The sequence below is a fragment of the Herbidospora yilanensis genome, from assembly GCF_001570565.1.
Classification (GTDB): domain Bacteria; phylum Actinomycetota; class Actinomycetes; order Streptosporangiales; family Streptosporangiaceae; genus Herbidospora; species Herbidospora yilanensis.
Genome location: NZ_BBXE01000017.1, coordinates 192,617 through 211,119 on the forward strand (window position 1 = coordinate 192,617; position 18,503 = coordinate 211,119).

General features: G+C 73.6%; 13 protein-coding genes. 6 read left to right on the forward strand and 7 right to left on the reverse strand.

Annotated elements, in window-relative coordinates:
- Positions 1 to 2 precede the first annotated feature (2 nt).
- From AW273_RS10600 to AW273_RS10610, 3 genes are all read right to left on the reverse strand, one after another.
- Positions 3 to 2,258: a catalase gene (locus AW273_RS10600; RefSeq protein WP_062347730.1), complete on the reverse strand. Its 2,256-nt coding sequence runs from the start codon at positions 2,256 to 2,258 to the stop codon at positions 3 to 5.
- Positions 2,259 to 2,344: 86 nt separating this feature from the next.
- Entirely contained in the window at positions 2,345 to 3,661 is a 1,317-nt protein-coding gene (locus AW273_RS10605) for a PEP/pyruvate-binding domain-containing protein (protein WP_232327266.1), read from the reverse strand.
- Positions 3,662 to 3,666: 5 nt separating this feature from the next.
- Complete coding sequence (locus AW273_RS10610; RefSeq protein ID WP_232327267.1) at positions 3,667 to 4,212, reverse strand: transcriptional regulator; 546 nt, start codon at positions 4,210 to 4,212, stop codon at positions 3,667 to 3,669.
- Positions 4,213 to 4,294: 82 nt separating this feature from the next.
- On the opposite strand from AW273_RS10610, the gene AW273_RS10615 reads away from it, so the two are divergent.
- The 5 genes from AW273_RS10615 (at position 4,295) to AW273_RS10635 (ending at position 9,203) form a co-directional block, all read left to right on the forward strand.
- Positions 4,295 to 5,152 carry a hypothetical protein gene (locus AW273_RS10615; protein WP_062347737.1) on the forward strand — a complete coding sequence of 286 codons (858 nt, stop codon included), beginning with the start codon at positions 4,295 to 4,297 and terminating at the stop codon, positions 5,150 to 5,152.
- A 13-nt stretch (positions 5,153 to 5,165) separates the two neighbouring features.
- Positions 5,166 to 5,738 carry an HDIG domain-containing metalloprotein gene (locus tag AW273_RS10620; protein WP_062347739.1) on the forward strand — a complete coding sequence of 191 codons (573 nt, stop codon included), beginning with the start codon at positions 5,166 to 5,168 and terminating at the stop codon, positions 5,736 to 5,738.
- A 283-nt stretch (positions 5,739 to 6,021) separates the two neighbouring features.
- Complete coding sequence (locus AW273_RS10625; protein ID WP_062347741.1) at positions 6,022 to 6,753, forward strand: ABC transporter ATP-binding protein; 732 nt, start codon at positions 6,022 to 6,024, stop codon at positions 6,751 to 6,753.
- Complete coding sequence (locus AW273_RS10630) at positions 6,750 to 7,571, forward strand: ABC transporter permease (protein ID WP_062347744.1); 822 nt, start codon at positions 6,750 to 6,752, stop codon at positions 7,569 to 7,571. Before AW273_RS10625 ends, AW273_RS10630 begins: the two co-directional genes overlap by 4 nt.
- Positions 7,572 to 7,595: 24 nt before the next feature.
- Complete coding sequence (locus AW273_RS10635) at positions 7,596 to 9,203, forward strand: serine/threonine-protein kinase (RefSeq protein ID WP_062347992.1); 1,608 nt, start codon at positions 7,596 to 7,598, stop codon at positions 9,201 to 9,203.
- Here AW273_RS10635 and AW273_RS10640 read toward each other — a convergent pair.
- Positions 9,197 to 9,607 carry a hypothetical protein gene (locus AW273_RS10640; RefSeq protein WP_062347746.1) on the reverse strand — a complete coding sequence of 137 codons (411 nt, stop codon included), beginning with the start codon at positions 9,605 to 9,607 and terminating at the stop codon, positions 9,197 to 9,199. The genes AW273_RS10635 and AW273_RS10640 overlap by 7 nt on opposite strands.
- 126 nt (positions 9,608 to 9,733) lie before the next feature.
- On the opposite strand from AW273_RS10640, the gene AW273_RS10645 reads away from it, so the two are divergent.
- A complete protein-coding gene (locus AW273_RS10645; protein ID WP_232327269.1) occupies positions 9,734 to 12,790 on the forward strand; it encodes an AfsR/SARP family transcriptional regulator in 3,057 nt (1,018 codons plus the stop codon).
- On the opposite strand, the gene AW273_RS10650 is transcribed toward AW273_RS10645, so the two are convergent.
- The 3 genes from AW273_RS10650 to AW273_RS10660 are packed head-to-tail and all read right to left on the reverse strand — an operon-like array spanning position 12,760 to position 18,499.
- On the reverse strand, positions 12,760 to 14,172 hold the full coding sequence (locus AW273_RS10650; protein WP_062347750.1) for a WS/DGAT/MGAT family O-acyltransferase: 1,413 nt from the start codon (positions 14,170 to 14,172) through the stop codon (positions 12,760 to 12,762). The two genes, AW273_RS10645 and AW273_RS10650, sit on opposite strands and share 31 nt — an antisense overlap.
- 50 nt (positions 14,173 to 14,222) lie before the next feature.
- On the reverse strand, positions 14,223 to 14,750 hold the full coding sequence (locus AW273_RS10655; RefSeq protein ID WP_062347752.1) for a DUF7158 domain-containing protein: 528 nt from the start codon (positions 14,748 to 14,750) through the stop codon (positions 14,223 to 14,225).
- Complete coding sequence (locus AW273_RS10660; protein ID WP_062347754.1) at positions 14,747 to 18,499, reverse strand: glycoside hydrolase family 38 N-terminal domain-containing protein; 3,753 nt, start codon at positions 18,497 to 18,499, stop codon at positions 14,747 to 14,749. The genes AW273_RS10655 and AW273_RS10660 overlap by 4 nt, the downstream gene beginning before the upstream one ends.
- Positions 18,500 to 18,503 lie beyond the last annotated feature (4 nt).

Genomic DNA, 18,503 nt, shown 5'->3' on the forward strand with positions numbered 1-18,503 from the left:
CCTCAGGCGTTCGGGCCCAGCGAGGCGGGGAAACGCGACCAGACGCGGTGGCCGCCCAGCAGGGTGACGACCTCGCCCAGCACCGCCGGGCCCGCGTCGCCGACGACCACGCCGGGCGCGCCGGGCGGGATGCCCGCAGAGGCGAAGGCGTCGGCCGCGCCGTCCCAGCCGCCCAGCGGCTTGCCGTGCCGGTAGGCCTCGTTCAGCATCAGCGAGACACGCGGGTCGACGTGGCCGCTCAGGCCCGCCTTGGCGTCACGGGCGCCGATGGCGTCGGCCCCGGGCGCGGGCGCGCCCGCCACGACGATCGCGTCGAACTCGACCGAGCGGGCGGCGGCGAAGGTGCGCTGGACCGAGATCGGGTCTCCCGGGCCGGGCAGGACGCCGCCCGTGGGCGCGATCACCAGCGGCACCATCCCGCCGTCGAGCACGGTCTGGCGGACCGTCCGCAGGGCGTCGAGGTCGTCGCCCGCGACGATGCCGATGATCCGGCCCGTCGTCGGCCACTGGCGGCCGACCTGCGACAACGCGGGGCTCGGCTCGACGTACACCTCGGGTTTGCCCTCGGGGACCGGCAGGCCGAGGCCGAGCGCCACCTGCTCGCACAGGTAGGGGTCGATCCGCGCCAGCACCTGGAGCTGGCGCTCCCTGATGGCCTGCTCGAACACCTTGCTCAGCTCGAAGGTGTAGGCGGCGATGATGTGCGCCTGCTCCACCGGCGACATGCTCAGCCAGAACAGGCGCGGCTGGCTGAAGTGGTCGTCGAAGGAGGCGGGCGCCACCCGGCCGCGGGCCGCAGCCTCGACGGGGACCGGGACCTCCACGTAGCCGCCGGGCGCCTGGAACGGGCAGCCGCCGTCGAGGGAGTTCGGCCGGTAGGGCGCGACCCCCGTGTGCACGGCGGTCTGGTGCATGCCGTCGCGCAGCATGTCGTTGACCGGGGCGTGCGGCCGGTTGATGGGGAGCTGGACGAAGTTCGGGCCGCCCAGGCGGCTGATCTGCGTGTCGAGGTAGGAGAACAGGCGGCCCGCGAGCAGCGGGTCGTCGGTCACGTCGATGCCGGGCACGAGGTGGCCGACGTGGAAGGCGACCTGCTCGGTCTCGGCGAAGAAGTTGACCGGGTTGGCGTTCAGCGTCAGCAGGCCGATCGGCTGCACCGGCGCGAGTTCCTCGGGCACGATCTTCGTGGGGTCGAGCAGGTCGATGCCCTCGAACGTCTGGTCCGGGGAGTCGGGGAAGATCTGGACGCCGAACTCCCACTCCGGGTAGGCGCCCGCCTCGATGGCGTCGGCCAGGTCGCGGCGGTGGAAGTCGGGGTCGACCCCGTTGACGATCTGCGCCTCCTCCCAGACCAGCGAGTGCACGCCCGCCTTCGGCTTCCAGTGGAACTTGGCCAGCGCGGTGCCGCCGTCGGCGGCGACGAGGCGGAAGGTGTGGACCCCGAACCCCTCCATCATCCGGTACGACCTCGGGATGCCCCGGTCGGACATGTTCCACAACGTGTGGTGGGTCGCCTCGGTGTGCAGCGAGACGAAGTCCCAGAACGTGTCGTGGGCGCTCTGCGCCTGCGGGATCTCGCGGTCGGGGTGGGGCTTGCCGGCGTGGATGACGTCGGGGAACTTGATGGCGTCCTGGATGAAGAAGACCGGGATGTTGTTGCCGACCAGGTCGAAGACGCCCTCGGAGGTGTAGAACTTGGTCGCGAACCCCCGGGTGTCGCGCACGGCGTCGGCCGAACCGCGCGAGCCGAGCACGGTGGAGAAGCGCACGAAGACCGGCGTCTCCACGTCCTTGCCCAGGAAGGCGGCCTTGGTGACCTTCGAGGCGGTGCCGTAGCCGCGGAAGACGCCGTGGGCGGCCGCGCCGCGCGCGTGCACGACCCGCTCGGGGATGCGCTCGTGGTCGAAGTGGGTGATCTTCTCGCGCAGGTGGTGGTCGCGCAGCAGCACCGGCCCGCGCGGGCCCGCCTTGAGCGAGTGGTCGGTGTCGGGCAGGCGGGTCCCCGTCGCGGTGGTCAGGTGGGCGCCGCCCTGCGCCCGCGTCTCGGTGGTGTCACCCGAGGGCTGCCCCGTGGCCGTGAACGGGTCGGGGCCGCGCTGGTCGGGTTTGGGCGGCAGCGGCCCGCGCGGCTCGACCGGTTCGGCGACCTGCGGAGGCGCGCTGCCGGGCCGGCCGGGGATCTCGGCCCCGCCGTGGTCGGAGATCGCGTCGATGACCTTGTCGACGGCCTTGGCGACCGGGTTTTCCTTCTTGTTCACGGTGTCCCCTCAGTGGCGGCGCCTGGTCCGGAGATCTGCCCGCCCTTCCGGAGCAGCACGCGACACAAGGGACGAAAATGACCATTTCACTGTCTGAGGACGGCGTGGGCCGCCCGCAGGCGTTCGGCCCCGGGCCGGTCGGAGGCGCCGCCCGAGACCTCGTCGGCCCAGCCGAGCAGGCGGTGGACGTGGGCGTCGGCGAGTTCCGTGGTCACGGCGGGCTCGCCCAGCGCCACGTCTCCGCTGGTCCCGTCGATCGTGACGAGGGCGCCCTCGGGGATCGCCCGCCCGCCGGCGCGCACCGAACCCGCCGACACGACCAGCCCGGCTGCGCCGACCACGGCCGGTCGGCCCATCGCGCGGGCGACGACGGCCGCGTGGCTGGCCGGGCCGCCTCGGGCCGTGACGATCCCGGCGGCGGCCGCCATGCCGCGCAGGTCGAGGGGGGAGGTCTCCGGGCGCACCAGGACGACGGGCCCGGCGGCGGCCATCCGGACCGCCGCCTCGGCGCTGGTGGCGACCCGTCCGGTCGCCACCCCCGGGCAGGCGCCCAGCCCCCGGGCGACGACGTCGGCGGGACCGGCGATGCGGGCCACCCGCCGGAGGTCCTCCGGCGCGACCCGCAGCAGCGCCTCGTCGCGCCCGATGACGCCCTCGTCGGCCAGGTCGGCGGCCACCACGACGGCGGCGGCGCCGGTGAACCGGCCGGGACGCACCTGGAGGAACCACAGGTCGCCGCTCTCGTAGGTGAACTCCAGGTAGCAGGCGTCGCGGTAGTGGGATTCGACGCGCGTCATCGCGCGGGTCAGCCCGGCCCACACCCGGGGTTCCCGCCCGGCCAGGTCGCCCAGCGGCAGGGCCGGCTCCCGGCCCGAGACCACCGCGTCGCCGCGCCGCCCGAACAGGACGTCGCCGAAGGGGACGGCCGCGCCCGTCGTCGGGTCGCGGGTGAAGGCGGCACCCGTTCCGCTGCGGGGGTCGCGGTCGCCGTACACCATGGCCTGGATCGTCACGGCGGTGCCGAGGTCGTGGGGGATGCCGTTCAGTTCCCGGTACGTCCGCGCCCGCGGCGTGTGCCACGACGCGAAGACCTCGGCGACGGCGTCGAGCAGGGGCTCGACCGGGTCGGCGGGCAGGCCGAGGACGGTCGTCATCATGCCGGGCATCGACACGCTCGCACCCGACCGCACCGACACCTCGCGCGCGGCCAGCCCCGCGACGGCGGCCGAGACCTCACCGGCCAGCCCGCCCGGCAGGCGGCCGTCGCGCAGGTAGGCGCGGCAGGCGTCGGCGCCGATCACGAATCCGGCCGGCACGGCCAGCCCGAGCCGCCGCAACGTCCCCAGCCCGTGGGCCTTCCCGCCGATCACCTCCACCGGCTCCCCGGACGACAGGGAGCGCACCCACCTCACCGGGGGATGCCGAGCGTGAGCAGCAGATCCTCGTGAAGCTGGAACCAGATGACGTGGTAGGACGCCATGTCGTCGGTCACGTAGCGGGTCTCCCCCGCGCGCACCCGCGCCAGCGCCTCCGCGAGCCGCACGCGGTAGCGCCCGAACCGGGGCAGCGCCTCGGTCAGGTCGGCGCAGACGGCCCCGGCCCGCCGGTCGAGATCGCCGAGCAGCCCGAGCACCCGCACGTCGGGCCGGAGCTGCCACGCCTCGCACAGGTCGAGCAACTCGGCGTTCAACGGCAGGAACCGGTCGAGCGCCGCGGCCACGGCCGCCTCGGTCCCGGCGGCGGCCAGCTCGTCGGCGATCCAGGTCGCGTGGACGGCCCGGCCCGCCGGGGTGATCCCCCACCCGCCGAAGGGCCCCGGCTCGAACGTCACCAGCCCGGCCACGGCCAGGTCGATCAGCTCGGACTCGACGTCGGCCTCGGCACGCCCGGCGACCTCGGCCAGCCGCGCGAGCGTCGTGGAACCGGCGCAGCGGAGTGAGTGGAGGGTCAGCACCCGGAAATCATACTCCGACCATCTGGATGTTCCGAACATCTGACTTGTGGATCTTGTCGGTCGGCCGGGTTAGGGTTGCCCGATGACGCGGACCCTGCTCGTTCGGCTGTCGCTGGTGCTCCTGCTGGTCTCCTGCGACTTCCCCGGCCTCCCCGGCGGATTCGAAGGGCGGGCCCGCGACGTGGCGGCAAGGTGGCAGGGGTCGGCCGCCGACCGGGCCTGGCGCACGGGGTTCGTGCCGCTGGAGGTGCTGAACCCGCAGGGCTGGGCGCGTGTCGGGCGCGTCCCCCACTGGGCCGGGCAGAGCGCCCACAACCGGATCTGGCGGCTGGCCACCACATTGCCGACGCGGGCCCCTTCCCCCGCGGCGGTGCGCTGGCCCGACGGATCGGTGTCCCACCTTCCGCTCGTCTCGGCGGCGGCCGAGTACACGAAGTTCGCCGGCGCCACCCATCTCATCGAAGACCCCTGCCCGGCCCGCGGGTGCCGGCCTCTCGTGATCACCGGCGTGACGCTGGGCGAGGTGCCCGTGGAGACCAGCCGGGGCGAGGTCCGGGTCCCGGCCTGGCGGTACGCCGTCGAAGGGGTCGACCAGCCCTTCGTCCGGGTGGCCGTCGACCCGTCGGCCGTCACCGAACGGCCGCGCCGCGCCCAGGGCGAGATCGAGCAGGTCCACGCGTACGACCTCGTCGCGGGCGGGCCCGCGGCGCTGACCGTCCGCTACGGCTTCGGCGTCTGCGAGAACGTGACGGGGCTGCCCGTCCACGAGACCGGCCGGGTGGTGGTGGTCGGCGTGGCGTCGACGCCCACCGGTGACGAGGTGTGCCCGGCCATCCTCAAGGTGGCCACGGCCCAGGTGACGCTCACCCGGCCGCTCGGCGACCGGATCGTCCTCGACGCCGGAAGCGGCCTGCCGGTGCTACGCGGGCTGCACCGGTGAATAGGGTCTGGGGGTGATTCCCACGGATCGCGAGATTCGCGAGCTGCACCGCGAGCACGCGCCCTCCCCCGAAGCGTTCGAGGTCGTCTTCACCCACTGCGAGATCGTGTGGGCGATCGCGGAGCAACTGCTCGCCCGATCCGCGGAGGACCTCGACGCCGACCTGGTCAGGGCCGGTTGCCTGCTGCACGACATCGGCGTCTACCGGCTGCGCGGCGCACACTACGTGCGCCACGGGGTGCTCGGCCACGAGCTGCTCGCCGAGGCCGGCTGGCCCGAGCGGATCCGCCGGTTCGCCTCCTGCCACACGGGGGTCGGCCTGCGCCGCGCCGACATCGTGGCGCAGAACCTGCCGATCCCCCTCGGCGACTACGTGGCCGAGACGGGCGAGGAGGCGCTCGTCATGTACGCCGACAAGTTCCACAGCAAGTCCGACCCGCCGGCGTTCTTCTCCCCCGCCGCCTTCGCGGCCCGGATCGCCCGGTTCGGCGCGGACAAGGTCGACCTGTTCGACGCGATGCGGCTGCGGTTCGGCGAACCGGACCTCACGCCGTTCGCCGATCACTACGGGCATCGCCTCGTGTGACTCTCTGCTCAAAGCCAGCAGGTGGCGCCGACGAAGACCGGGCCGTCGACCGAGGACAGCGCGAAGGCGCACTTCCTCCGGCCCGCCCGGAACGTCCGGCCGGGGATGATCCCCGTCGCGGCGGTGAATCCCGGGGGTTCGTGGATCTTGTCAGTATCGCTCCCTGTGGTCGGTCGGCGGCACGGCGGGCGGGAGCCGTAACAGAAAGGAGTTCGGCGGCGGGAGAGGTCCGGTCGGCGAAAATGCGTTGCGGCAGGGGTGTCCGCCAACGGATCGTGGGCCGGTGGCCATCCTTGAAGCCCAATCCCTGACCAAACGCTTCGGGCCGGTGCAGGCCGTCGACGGGGTCGGTCTCACCGTCGGCCAGGGCGAGATCACCGGGCTGCTCGGGCCCAACGGGGCCGGCAAGTCGACCACCCTGCACATGCTGCTCGGGCTCGTCACCCCCGACTCCGGCTCGGTCACGATGTTCGGGCTCGATCTGCAGAGGCACCGGACCGAGGTGCTGAGCCGGGTCAACTTCTCGGCCGGCTATCTCGGGCTGCCGGGGGTGCTGCACGTCCGGGAGGTGCTCAACTCCTTCGCCCGGCTCTACGGGCTCCGCGATCCCCGCGCCAGGGTCGCCGAGGTCGCCGAGCTGCTGGAGATCGGGCCGCTGCTGAAGCGGCGGACGGCCGACCTGTCGTCGGGGCAGCACACCCGCGTCCAGCTCGGGAAGGCGCTGCTCAACGATCCCGAGCTCCTGATCCTCGACGAGCCCACCGCGGCGCTCGACCCCGACGCCGGGGAGCGGATCAGGAATTTGCTCGTCTCGGTCGCCCGGGAGACCGGGAAGGCGCTGCTCATCACCTCGCACAACATGCGGGAGGTGGAGCGGATGTGCGACACCGTCCACTTCCTGTCGGCGGGGCGGATCGTGGCCAGCGGGTCGGCCGCCGAGCTCGCCGCCCACTTCGGGGTCGTCGACCTCGAAGAGGTGTTCCTCAAGGTCGCGCGCGAGGGGGTGCCGGCGTGACGGCGATCGCGTTCGAAGCGCACAGCACGCAGGCCCGGTGGCGGCGCGTCGCCGGGGTGGTCTACCGCGACCTGGCCGCGATGCGGCGCAGCCCGATCCGGGTGTTCGAGATCCTCTTCTGGCCGGTCATCGAACTGGTGGTGTGGGGGTACGTCACCCTGTTCCTCCAGGCGAACAAGGTGCCGTTCATCGTGTCGGCGCTGCTCGGCGCGGTCCTGCTCTGGCAGGTGCTGCACCGGGCCTCCAACGAGGTGTCGATCGGGTTCCTGGAGGACGTCTGGAGCCGCAACCTCATCAACCTGCACGTCACCCCGGTGACGCCGGGCGAGTACGTCACGGGGCTGATCCTCTTCTCGCTCATCAAGATCGCGGGCGGGCTGGCGGTGATGGTGACGCTGGCGTACGTGCTCTACGGGTTCGGGCTGTTCGGCGTCGGGATCGGGCTGATCCCGTTCATGGCGGTGCTGCTCGTGCTCGGGTGGGCGCTGGCGCTGGTGGCGATCTCGGCGGTGTTGCGGTTCGGCGAGGGCGCGCAGGTCATCGCGTGGAGCCTGGTGTTCGTGTTCCAGCCGGTCGCGGGCGTCTTCTATCCGGTCTCGGTGCTGCCCGAGCCGTTGCAGTGGCTGGCGACCGCCGTTCCGGCCAGCCACGTGTTCGAGGGCATGCGGGCGGTGCTGGGGGGCGATCCGGTGCCGTGGGACACGCTCGCGCTGGCCGCCGGGCTCGACGTCGTCTACGTCGGGGTGGCCCTGTGGCTCTACACCGCGACGCTGCGGCACGCCCGGTCCAAAGGGCGGTTGTCCCGCTTCGGAGAGTGAACTTGTACGGTAATGTCCCGGGTCATGAGTGAGGCGAGCGCCCCGCTCGTCCAGGGGTACGAGGTGCTCGGCATCCTCGGCCAGGGCGGGTTCGGCATCGTGTACCGGGCCCGGCAGCTCGCCGTCGGCCGCGAGGTCGCGCTGAAGATCGACAACAGGGTGCTGGTCAACGACCGTGACCGGCGGCGCTTCATGCGCGAGGTCACCTCGGCCGGGGCCCTGTCGGGGCACCCCAACGTCGCCGACGTCTACGACGCGGGGGTGCTCGGCGACGGGCGTCCGTTCATGGTGCTGGAGTTGTGCCCCGGCGGCAGCCTGGCCGACCGGCTCAAGGAGCGGGGTCCCTTCCCGGTACGCGAGGTGCGCGACATCGGGATCAAGATCTCCGACGCCGTGGCCGCCGCGCACGCCCACGGGGTGCTCCACCGGGACATCAAGCCGGCGAACATCCTGATGAACGGCTACGGGCAGGTGGCGCTGTCGGACTTCGGGCTGGCCACCATGCCGTCCAAGGGCGAGGGCGCCGAGTTGTCGGTCACGCGCGAGTCGCTGACCCCGGCCTACGCGCCGCCGGAGGCGTTCGAGCTGGTGGAGCCGACCGCGCAGGGCGACGTCTACTCGCTCGCCGCGACCTTCTACGCGCTGCTGAACGGGCGGCCGCCCCGGTTCCCGGCCACCGGCGTGGCCAACATCGCGGTCATCATGGCGCTGCACCGGCAGCCGGTGCCCGACGTCCCGGGGGTGCCGCAGGGGTTGCTGAACGTGCTCCGGCACGCCCTCGTCACCGACCCTGCGCAGCGCACCCAGACCGCCGCCGAGCTCCGCGACGCCCTGGCCGCGCTCGACCCCGACGGCAACGCGACCGCCGCGCGCCCGGTCGCGCCGGTGCCCGCTCCCCCGCCCTACCAGCCGCCTCCGCCGCGTCCGCCGTTCCAGGACGTCCGGGTCGGCGGGCCCGCCACCCTCAACCCGCAGCACGGCCCGGCGCAGCACCACGCCTCCACCCGGCCGCCCGCCTACCGCCCGCCGGCGCCCCCGCCGGTGCGGCGGACCTCACCGGTCGGGTTCGTCATCGCGGCGGTGTTCTTCGCGTTACTGCTGGGCGGGGGCATCGCCTACTGGGTGATCGAGGGGCAGACCGCCGACCCGCCGGCGACGTACGACGGGACGCCCGCGGGGTCCGGCGCCGCGCCGAAACCGGCCGGCATCCCGGCGAACGTGGCGACGTTCACGGAGAACTGCGCGGCGGCCAAGGCCGTCGCGGGCGCCGCCTGCGTGCGGGTGCCCGAGTGCTGGGAGAGCATCCTCAGCCTGGCCGGGTCGGTCACCGCCCCCCGCGTGGGGTGCGAGGCGCAGCACGCGTGGGAGACCTACGCCATCGCGCCGATGCCCCCGGACGCCGTCACCTGGAACGGAAACACCCTGGAGAAGCACCCCACGGTCGCCAAGCTCTGCTCGATGGCGACGCTGCTGGCGTCCCGGCAGGGCACGGCGCGGAAGGTGACGGCCGACCGGTGGTCGCCCAGCGTGCTGCCGCCGACCCAGGAGGCGTTCCAGGCGGGCGACCACTCCTACCGATGTGTGGGCGCGGTGCCGGGGAAGTCCGGCGACGGGACCTACTTCGCCTACTGAGGCCAGTTCGCGATGATCTCCGGCGTGATCTTCTCGACGTAGCAGCGCGAGGTCTTCTTGGCGGCGTACAGGCAGACCTTCACGTCCACGCGCCTGATCTGACCGTCCGAGCCGAGCCGGAAGGAAGCCGACGAGCACGTCGTCTTCGCCCTGCTCCAGCCGGTGCCGCCGCCCGTGTAGTGGAAACGCGCCCGGATGTAGGCGCAGTGCGACGGCGAGCGGTCGCGCAGTTTGCCGTACACGACGAAGGTCTCGGCGGTGAACGGGGTGATCCGGACGTCGGCCTGGGCGCGGCCGTTCGTGGAGTTCACCGGGCCCCAGTGGATGCCGGCGGCGGCCTCGGCGGGGCTTCCGGCCGCGAGGGCGAGGGCGGTCAGACCGGCGGCGATCAGCGTCTTCTTCATGGAACCCGACGGTAGAGATCGCGACTTGTAGCACCCTTGCGAGTGGCTTGGTCCCGTTCTGGGCGATACTGCCCTGTGCGTGTTGACTTGCTCGGGCCGTTCGAGGTCCGGAACGGTGCCGGTGCCGTGGTGGAGGTTCCCGGGGCCCGGCTGCGGGCCCTGCTGGCCGCGCTCGCCCTGGAGCCCGGCCGGATCGTGACGCGCTCGCGGCTGGTCGACTGGATCTGGGGCGAGCGGCCACCCGCCGACGAGGTGAACGCCGTGCAGGCGCTGGTGTCGCGGCTGCGCCGCGTGCTGCCCGACGGCGTGGTCGAGGCCGACTCCGGCGGCTACCGGCTGGCCGTGGCCCCCGACGCCGTCGACGTCGCCCGGTTCGAGCACCTGGTCGCCCGCGCCCGGACCGCCGAACCCCCGATGCGGGCCGAACTGCTGCGATCGGCCCTGGCGCTCTGGCGCGGCCCGGCCCTGGCCGACGTCGCGCCGCGCGGCAGCGAGACCTTCGACGCCGCCGCGGCCCGGCTCGACGAGCTCCATCTCGCCGCGCTCGGCGACCGGATCGACGCCGACCTGCGCCTGGGCCACGGATCGGAGCTGGTCACCGAGCTGACCGGCCTGGTCGCCGCCCATCCGCTGCGGGAGGGGTTCGTCGCGGCGCTGATGCGGGCGCTCGCCGAGGCGGGACGCGGCGCCGAGGCGCTCACCCTCTACCAGCGCACCCGTGAGCGGCTCGCCGAGGAACTGGGCGTCGACCCGTCGGCCGAGCTGACCGCCCTGCACACCGCCGTCCTGCGCGGCGAGGCGGGCGGCGAGCGGCGGGCCACCAACCTGCGCGCCGAGCTGACGAGCTTCGTCGGCGAGGACGACGAGATCGCCGCGGTCGCCGCCCTGGCCGCGGGCCACCGGCTGGTCACCCTGACCGGGATGGGCGGCGCCGGCAAGACCCGGCTCGCCACCGAGACCGCGCGGAGCATGCTGCCCGGCCTGCCCGACGGGGTGTGGCTGGTCGAGCTGGCCCCGCTCCGGCCGGGCGCCGACCTGGCGCAGGCCGCGCTCACCGCGATCGGGCTGCGCGACCAGGCCCTGCTCGGCGGGGTGCGGGCCGGGGAGCCCGTCGACCGGCTCGTCACCGCGCTCCGCGACCGCGAGATCCTGCTGGTCCTGGACAACTGCGAGCACGTCATCGAGGCCGCCGCCGCGCTCGCCGACCGGCTGCTGGGCGAGTGCCGGCGGCTGCGCGTCCTGGCCACCAGCCGCGAACCGCTCGGCATCACCGGCGAGGTGTCGCGGCAGGTCGAGCCGCTCGCGGCCGAGCCCGCGCTGCGGCTGCTGCGCGACCGCGCCGCCCTGGTGCGCCAGGACGTCGGCGCCGACGAGGCCACCCTCGCCGCGATGGCGCGGATCTGCCGGGCGCTCGACGGGATGCCGCTGGCGATCGAGCTGGCCGCGGCCCGGCTGCGCACCATGTCGGTCGACCAGCTCGCGCACCGGCTCGACGACCGGTTCCGCCTGCTGACCGGCGGCAGCCGGACCGCGCTGGCCCGGCACCGGACGCTGCGCGCGGTCGTCGACTGGAGCTGGGACCTGCTGTCGGACGCCGAACGCGGCGTGCTGCGGCGGTTGTCGGTGTTCGCGGGCGGGGCGAGCCTGGAGGCGGCCGTACGGGTCTGCGGCGAGGAGGAGCTGCTGACCGCCCTGGTGGAGAAGTCGCTGGTGCTCGCCGACGGCGCGGGCGCGCCCCGCTACCGCATGCTCGGCGTCATCGCGGAGTACGCCGCCGACCGGCTCGCCGAGGCCGGGGAGACCGACGCGGCCCGCCGGGCGCACCTGGCCTACTTCACCGAGCTGGCCGAGACGGCCGACCCGCATCTCCGGCGGGCCGAGCAGCTCGACTGGCTGGCCACGCTGGAGGCCGAGCACGACAACCTCTCCGCCGCCCTGCGCGGGGCCATCGCCGACGGCCGGTCCGAGGAGGCGATGCGGCTGGCCGCGGCGGCGGGCTGGTACTGGTATCTCAGCGGGCACCGGGCCGAGGGCACGGAGCTGAGCGTGGCGGCGGCCTCGATGCCGGGCGAGGTGTCCGACGAGGTGCGGGCGCTGGTGTACACGATCGTCACGGTGTTCGTCACCTCGGGGCTCGGCGGCGACCACTTCCAGGCGGAGAAGTGGATCCTGGAGGCCCACCGGCTGGCCCGGCACGGCGGCTACCGCCACCCCATGCTCGGGTTCATCGAGCCGCTGGAGCGCATGCTGCGGGAGCCGTCGGAGTTCCTGTCCGCGTTCGACCCGCTCGTCCTCGACGACGACCCGTGGGTGCGCGCGCAGGCCAGGCTCAGCCGGGCCCGGCTGCGGCTCACGGTCGGCGGCGACGAGACCGGCGTCGACACCGACGGCGAGATCGCCCTGGCCGGGTTCCGCGAGGTCGGCGACCGGTGGGGCGTCTCGTCGGCGCTGGCGTTCGTGGCCGACCGGCTCGCCATGCGCGGCTCGTTCGAGCGGGCCTGCGCCCACTACGACGAGGCGGTCACCGCGCTGACCGAGGTCGGCGCGATCGAGGACGTCGTCGGCCTGCGGGCCCGGCAGGCCCAGCTCTACTGGCTGCTCGGCGACGAGGAGCGCAGCGCCGCCGCGATGGCCGAGGCGCAGCGCCGCGCGGGCGGCATCGCCTGGCCCAACGTGCTGGCCGAACTCGCCGTCGCCAAGGGCCAGCTCGCCCGCTGGCGCGGCGACGCCGAGGAGGCCCTGCGGCAGCTCGCCTCGGCCGGGGCGCTGCTGGGCGACGACGACCCGACCGGCTGGGTCCGCGCGCTGGCCATGGACGTGCACGGCGGCCTCGCCGACGACCTCGCCGAGGCCCGCCGCCACCGGGCCGAGGCGTTCCGCGTGGCCGTGGCCGGCGGATATCCGCCACTGATCGCCACCGTCCTGATCGGCATCGCCGACCTCGCCCTCCGCCGGGGCGAGCACCGGCAGGCCGCCCGGCTGCTCGGCGCGGCCGAGGCGGTGCGCGGCACCCCCGACCACTCGCTGCCGGACGTCGCCAGGATCGCCGCCGCGATCCGCGAACGCCTCGGCGACCGGGGGTTCGGCGAGGCGGTGGACGAGGGAGCGCGGCGCGACTGGCGGGAACTGGCGGAGGCCGCGCTCGCCCCGGATCAGAGTTCGGCCAGGGCGTCTCTCATGTAGTCGATGACGTCCCACACGTCCGGGACCATCTCGCGGTCGACCACGATCCCGACGTCGAGGAACCCGTCGTAGGAGAACACCGTGATGTTCATGCCGCCGCTCACGTCGGTGATCACCGACAGCGGGTAGTGGGCGACGATCCTCGATCCGAGGATGTAGAGCGGCAACTGCGGTCCCGGCACGTTCGAGACCATCAGGTTCATCGCCGACACCGTGCCCGACGCCAGCCGGAACGCCGCCCGGTCGGCCAGGCCGCTCAGCGCCGCGGGCATGGCCTGGCTGAAGTCGAGCAGCCAGCGGGCCGGGGCGACCGAGAAACGCTCCTTCACCGTGGCCATGTTGGCGCTGATCATCCGCAGCCGGGTCTCCGGGTCGGCGACGTCGGTGGGCAGGGTCGTGGTGGCCAGCAGCACCTGGTTGCCGAGCTCGGGCCGGACGTTCGAGGAGAACGGGATGCCCACGACCAGCGGCTCGACCGGGAGTTCGTCGCGCTTGGAGAGCCAGCGGCGCAGCGCGGTGGCGGCCACGGCCAGGACGACGTCGTTGACGGTGACGCCGCGCTCGTTCTTGATCTTCTTCACCTCGTCGAGCGGCAGCCGGCCGAAGGCGAAGCGGCGGTGGGGCGAGATCGGGCCGGAGAAGGGCGTCGCGGGGACGGTCAGCCTCGGCAGGTCGGGCAGGACCGAGCCGGTGTCGCCGGGCCAGCCCGCGCCGCGGATGAAGCGCGACACCATGCCGGTGCCGGGGATCTGCGAGACCACCGGGATCTCGTCGAGCCTGGGGATCGCGCCGGCCACGAACCGGAGCAGCGCCTGCGGGCTGTCGAGGAAACGTTCGACGCCCCTGCTCAGCATGATCGCCGGTTCGGGCGCCCTGACCGAGGGCTCCTCGGAGGGCGGCACCTCGCGGGGTTCGGGGGTGACGTCCATGAGGGTGGCCAGCACCTCGGCGCCGGCGATGCCGTCGATCGCGGCGTGGTGGACCTTGGTGTAGACGGCCGAGCGGCCGCCCTGGAGGCCGTGGATCAGGTACATCTCCCACAGCGGCCGGTGGCGGTCGAGCCTGCGGGCGTGCAGGCGGGCCACCTGCTCGGCGAGCTGGTGGTCGTCGCCGGGGGCCGGGAGGGCCAGTTCGCGTACGTGGTAGTCGAAGTCGACGTCCTGCGACTCATCCCAATAGGGGTGGTCGAGGCCGAAGGGCACCCGGACCAGCCGGCGTTTGAGCGGGGGCGCCAGGTGGAGCCGGGAGCGGAGCAGGCCGATGATCCCGGCGCGGGTGACCGACGCGTCCTCCAAAACCGCCAGGCTGGCGATGTGCGCCACGTTCGTGGCCGTTTCGAAGTTCAAGAACTGTGCGTCGAGCGCGCTGAGTTGCCGTCCCATGCTGGGATCATTGCCCATCCGGCGGCCCGGCGAGTCATGAAATGCACGAGTCAGTGACGGTGTGTCGCATCCGGCTGGCGCGGGTCGCCGGGATGCTCGTAACCGGGCATCAACGTGACCTTCTCGCGGTGCCGCGCCTCCAGCCACCGGGCGAACAGGGCCTCTCTTCTGGCGTGGACGAGATGCGCCTCGATCCGGGGCGACTCCTCCTCGAACCGGCCGGGGTGGCGGTCGCGGTTGCGGTCGTAGTAGCCGCGGACCTCCTCCGGCGGGACGTCGGCGTGGACCCGCTCGAACAGCGCCCGGCCCGCCGGGGTGGCCAGGACGGCGGCGACGACTCCCCCCGTGCGCAGCGCGACCGGCAGCGCCACCGGAACGGCCTCCCCTCCGAGGTCGCATTCCTGGGCGACCACCCGTTCCATGGTCATGAGCTGGACCAGCCAGCGGCGCAGGTTGCGGCCCTCGGGCGAGCCGGGGTGCGGGAGCCGGGCGGCGAGCGGGCCGGCGTACAGGGTGGTCAGGCGCTCCTCGACCTCGGCGGCCGAGACGGTCTCCTCGCCCACGGTCGCGGCGATCACGGGAGCACCTCGACGGTCACCGGCTCGGTGTAGTGGACCCGTCCGGCGGAGCCGAGCTTGACCAGGGCCCACCACCGGCCGGGCAGGTGCCCGCCGACGACCGGGAAACGGAGCTCGTGCCGTCCGGGGCCCACGCCGGTGTTCCAGACGGGGAGCAGGTCGTAGGTGTGCCACGGGCTGATGAGCTGGGCCTGGACCGGGGCGTCGCAGGTCAGCCGGATCACGATCTCCGACCGCTCGCCCGCGCGCAGCGCGAGGTGCGGGGTCTCGGTCGTCGCGTCGAGCCTCGCCGGGCCGAGGCGGTCTTCGAAGGTCTGGCCGTCGAACTCCAGCCGGGCCGTCGTCCAGCCCTCGTTGGGCCAGGCCCGGAAGGCGCCCGGCGCCAGGGTGAACGCGCGGGTCTGCCCGCCGTCGAGCGTGACCACCCCCTCGGCCACGCCTTCCACCAGGGACGACGCCACGGTGACGGTCTCCTCGGTGAGGTGCACGGCGACCGGCAGGTTGCCGACCGGCGCGGGGCCGGTGTTGTGCAGCCAGTAGCGGGTGAAGACCGGCTGGAACGGCTCGGCGCCGGGGACCGCGCCGCCGCCGTCGGCGTCGCGGGTGAGGGTCACCACGTCCATGCCGGTCACCGGCCCGGCGGGCAGCTCGCGGGTCTCCAGGAGGTCGGTCCGCCGCCAGCCGGGCAGGTCGAGCTGTCCGGTACGCCCATGCGGCTCGTACAGCCGCATCGTCATTCCGGTGACCGCGCCGGGCAGCCGGCCGGTCGCGATCGGGTTGCCCGCGGGCTTCAGCGCGGTCAGCACGAGGCCGGCGGGCACGTCGAGCAGCGACCCGGCGGCGGGTTCGCCCCGCACGCCCTGGTCGCGGGCGATCAGCGGGTGGTTGACGTCGTGGCCCTCGTGGACCAGCCCGGTGTCCCGCCAGTCGCCGGGGCCGGCCACCAGGGCGTACTCGAAGGCGTGGGTCCAGTGCTGGAGCTGGAAGTTGCTGCCGTCGGGGACGGTCCGGCGGGGCGGGTCGATCCAGATGCCCGACGGCCAGCCCGTACACGACCGGAGCAGGGACAGGTTGAGGGCGCCGCCGGGCTCGACCGCGAAGCCGGGCACGCCCCGGTTGATCAGCCCGACCGTGTAGGGCTCGTAGGACTCCCCCGCGACCTCGACGACCGCGTCGGCCAGGTCGTCGATCAGCGCGCCGACGTCGCCCGCGCCGATCGACAGGACCGGCAGGGCGTCGACGGCCGTGAGGTCGGCGCTCGGCACCCAGACCTCGGTGAGCGGCCTGGCGGCCGGATGCCAGCCTTTCGGCCAGGGCGTCTCGCCGACCGCGATCCGGACGTCGGGCAGGTTGGAGTCGACCGCGAGGTCGCCGTAGCGGGGGCCGTCGGCGCGCGAGACCGTGGCCGTGACGCCCTGCTTCACGAGCGCGACCGCGAGCGCCCGCAGGGCGGCCACCGGCACGTCGGGCCCGGCGACGATCTCGGCCACGCCGATGGGGCGCCCGCCGATCCGGCAGGTGGCGGAGAGGGCGAACCAGTTGTGGGCGGGGTTGTCGAGGGTCCACGGGTGGTCGGCGGTGTCGGCGTCGATGAGCGCGAAACCCCGGCCGACCACGGCGTTCCCGACCTCGCTGACGGGCAGCGCGTGGTCGATCGCGACCGGCCAGCGGAGCCGGACGAGCTGGTCGGCGCCGTCGAAGTCGAGGCGGGTGACCAGGTCGACGCGTCTGAGGCCGTGCCAGATGGTGATCTCCTGCACGTACGCGACCGGCCCGAACGCCCCGCGCACGACGAGCCGCTCCCCGGCGGCCGACCGTTCGGCCACCACCTCGGCGGCGCTCTCGGAGCTTCTCGTCCTGGTCCCTTTGGGCACCAGGTGCCAGGGGCCTTCGTGGAATTTCGGATGGGCCGGATATTCGTCGTGGACGACCAGCTCGTTGCCCACCTGGCCGGGCTGGAGCAGCTCACGTCCGCCGGTGACCCAGCTCGACACGCCGCCGCCCCGCGCGGGGTCGGCGGTGATGGCGTGGGTGTCGTTGGCGATCGACGTGCCCCCGGCGGGCAACCATCCGGCGTTGACGCCGGGCGTGAAGGAGAAGGTCCGGTATCCGAGCGGCGGCACGTCCTCGGCCAGGAACACCACGTCGGCCTCGGTGAGGAACCCGTCGCCGTCGACGACCGCGTTCTCGACCACCACGGGTTCGGCGATCCCCCGCCAGCCGGGCGGGAGCGTGAGCCGCGCCCGCACGACGTCGGTGCGCGGCCACGACGAGGGGTTCCAGACCACCACCCCGCTCAGCCCCGCGCCGAGCACCCGCAACGCGCCGTCGAGGGTCGTCGAACCGATCGTGTACGCCTCCCGCCACCCCGTCAGCAGGTCGAGGTAGACCTGGTCGGACTCCGACCCGGTGATCGCGTCGTGGTGGGCGCCGTAGACGAGCTGCCGCCAGGCCTTGTCCATCAGCGCGAACGGATAGCCGGCCCGGTTCCGGACGGCGGCGAGGGTGGCGAACTTCTCCGCGTCGGCGACCACGACCTCGGCCCGGCGCTGCACCTGCTTGGTGTCGACGAACGAGACGTCCTTGCCGGTGTAGACGGGGTTCATGTCGCGCGTCTGCGGCAGGAACTCCGCGCGCTCCGCCCGGACGGCGGCGAAGAACTCCTTCGGCAGCCCGCAGACGAACCGGGGCCAGGCGTAGCGGGCGTTCCACTCCCGCTGGATGTCCATGATCCACTTGTTGGGCGGCGTGTAGTCGGTGCCCACCGGCAGCAGCACGTTGCGCGTCGCCGCGACCCGCTTCAGCGCGAGGAACCACTTGCAGACCTCCGCCGCCGCCTCGTCGACGGTCGTCGCGGAGTCCATCCACCACCCGGCGCTGTAGTGGCCGGGCATGTAGTGGGTCAGCACCCCGTCGCCCGACGGGGCGACCCAGTCGAACTCGGCCGGGAACTGCATCCGGCGCGGATCGCCGCCGCCCAGCATCGGCCCCCACTGGTGGAACGGCCCCCGGGCCCACGAACTCGACGTCAGCCCCGCGGCGGCGGCCAGCCCGGGGAACTGCGGATCGTGCCCGAACGCGTCGAGTTGCCAGGCGGTGCGCGGGTCGCCGCCGAGGACGTCGCGCTGAAACCCGGCGCCGTGGACGAGGTTGCGGATCGTCGACTCGGCGCTCGTGAGGTTGGTGTTGGGCTCGTTGTAGGTGCCGCCCATGATCTCCACGCGGCCCTCCAAGATGAGCCTCCTCAGGTAGGCGCGGTGTTCGGGGTGGGCGTCCCAGAAGGGCTTGAGGTAGTCGACCTCGGCGAGCACGAACTTGTAGCCGGGTTCCCTGCGCGCGGTCTCCAGGTGGAGCAGGACGAGTTCGAAGCCGGCGTGCTGGAAGGCCGAACGACCGGCCTGGGCGGCGTCGCCGGCGGTGTCCCACGTGGTGGTGTAGGCGGCCTGGGTGTTCCACCAGACGGGGTCGTAGTGGAAGTGGGAGACCATCCAGACCGTCCAGCCGGGCTCGGCCACGACGAACTCGGCGGTCTTCTCGTCGCCGCCAGCCCGCACGGTGACGGCGGCGGTCTCGCCCGGCGCCCGCCCGGTCTCGACGGGCACCTCGACCACGCCCGCGCCCGTCGCGGATCCCGTCGCCTCGCCGGTGATCACCACCTCGGCCGGAGCGCCCTCTTCGAGGGTCACCCGGACGATCTGGCGCGGGCCCTCGGCGAACAGTTCGGTACCGGCGATCTCGGCGATCCGCATGCGC

Coding starts and splice junctions, on each gene's coding strand:
- AW273_RS10650 (WP_062347750.1), bottom strand. CDS start 14,172: ATGGGACGGCAACTCAGCGCGCTCGACGCACAGTTCTTGAACTTCGAA.
- AW273_RS10640 (WP_062347746.1), bottom strand. CDS start 9,607: ATGAAGAAGACGCTGATCGCCGCCGGTCTGACCGCCCTCGCCCTCGCG.
- AW273_RS10635 (WP_062347992.1), top strand. CDS start 7,596: ATGAGTGAGGCGAGCGCCCCGCTCGTCCAGGGGTACGAGGTGCTCGGC.
- AW273_RS10615 (WP_062347737.1), top strand. CDS start 4,295: ATGACGCGGACCCTGCTCGTTCGGCTGTCGCTGGTGCTCCTGCTGGTC.
- AW273_RS10660 (WP_062347754.1), bottom strand. CDS start 18,499: ATGCGGATCGCCGAGATCGCCGGTACCGAACTGTTCGCCGAGGGCCCG.